The organism is Faecalibacterium sp. DFI.5.82 (genome assembly GCF_029076575.1).
Lineage (GTDB): Bacteria > Bacillota > Clostridia > Oscillospirales > Ruminococcaceae > Faecalibacterium > Faecalibacterium duncaniae.
The window spans coordinates 1-303 of sequence record NZ_JARFIS010000687.1; the positions used below are offsets into that span (position 1 = coordinate 1).

1 protein-coding gene is annotated in these 303 nt (G+C 59.4%); it reads left to right on the forward strand.

Annotated features, from left to right (window positions below; translation table 11 throughout):
- The coding region (locus P0G09_RS18455; protein WP_342760565.1) for an aminoacyl--tRNA ligase-related protein at window positions 1-303 on the forward strand (303 nt) is incomplete at both ends.

A 303-nucleotide genomic window follows, 5' to 3' on the forward strand; every position in this document is an offset into this window, starting at 1 on the left:
CAAAGCTGGACGTGAACGTCAAGCCCGCCGTGGGTGCTGAGTACACTCTGTCCACCTGCCAGCTGGACTTCTGCCTGCCCGCAAAGTTCCACCTGACCAATGTGGACAAGGACGGCTCCGAAAAGACCCCCGTTGTCCTGCACCGTGCAATCCTGGGCTCCCTGGATCGCTTCATGGCCTACCTGATCGAGGAGACCAAGGGCAAGTTCCCCACCTTGCTGGCACCTGTTCTTGTCAAGGTCCTGCCCGTTTCCGAAAAGACCCTCGAGTATGCGGAGAGCATCACCGAGAAGCTGGTGGAGG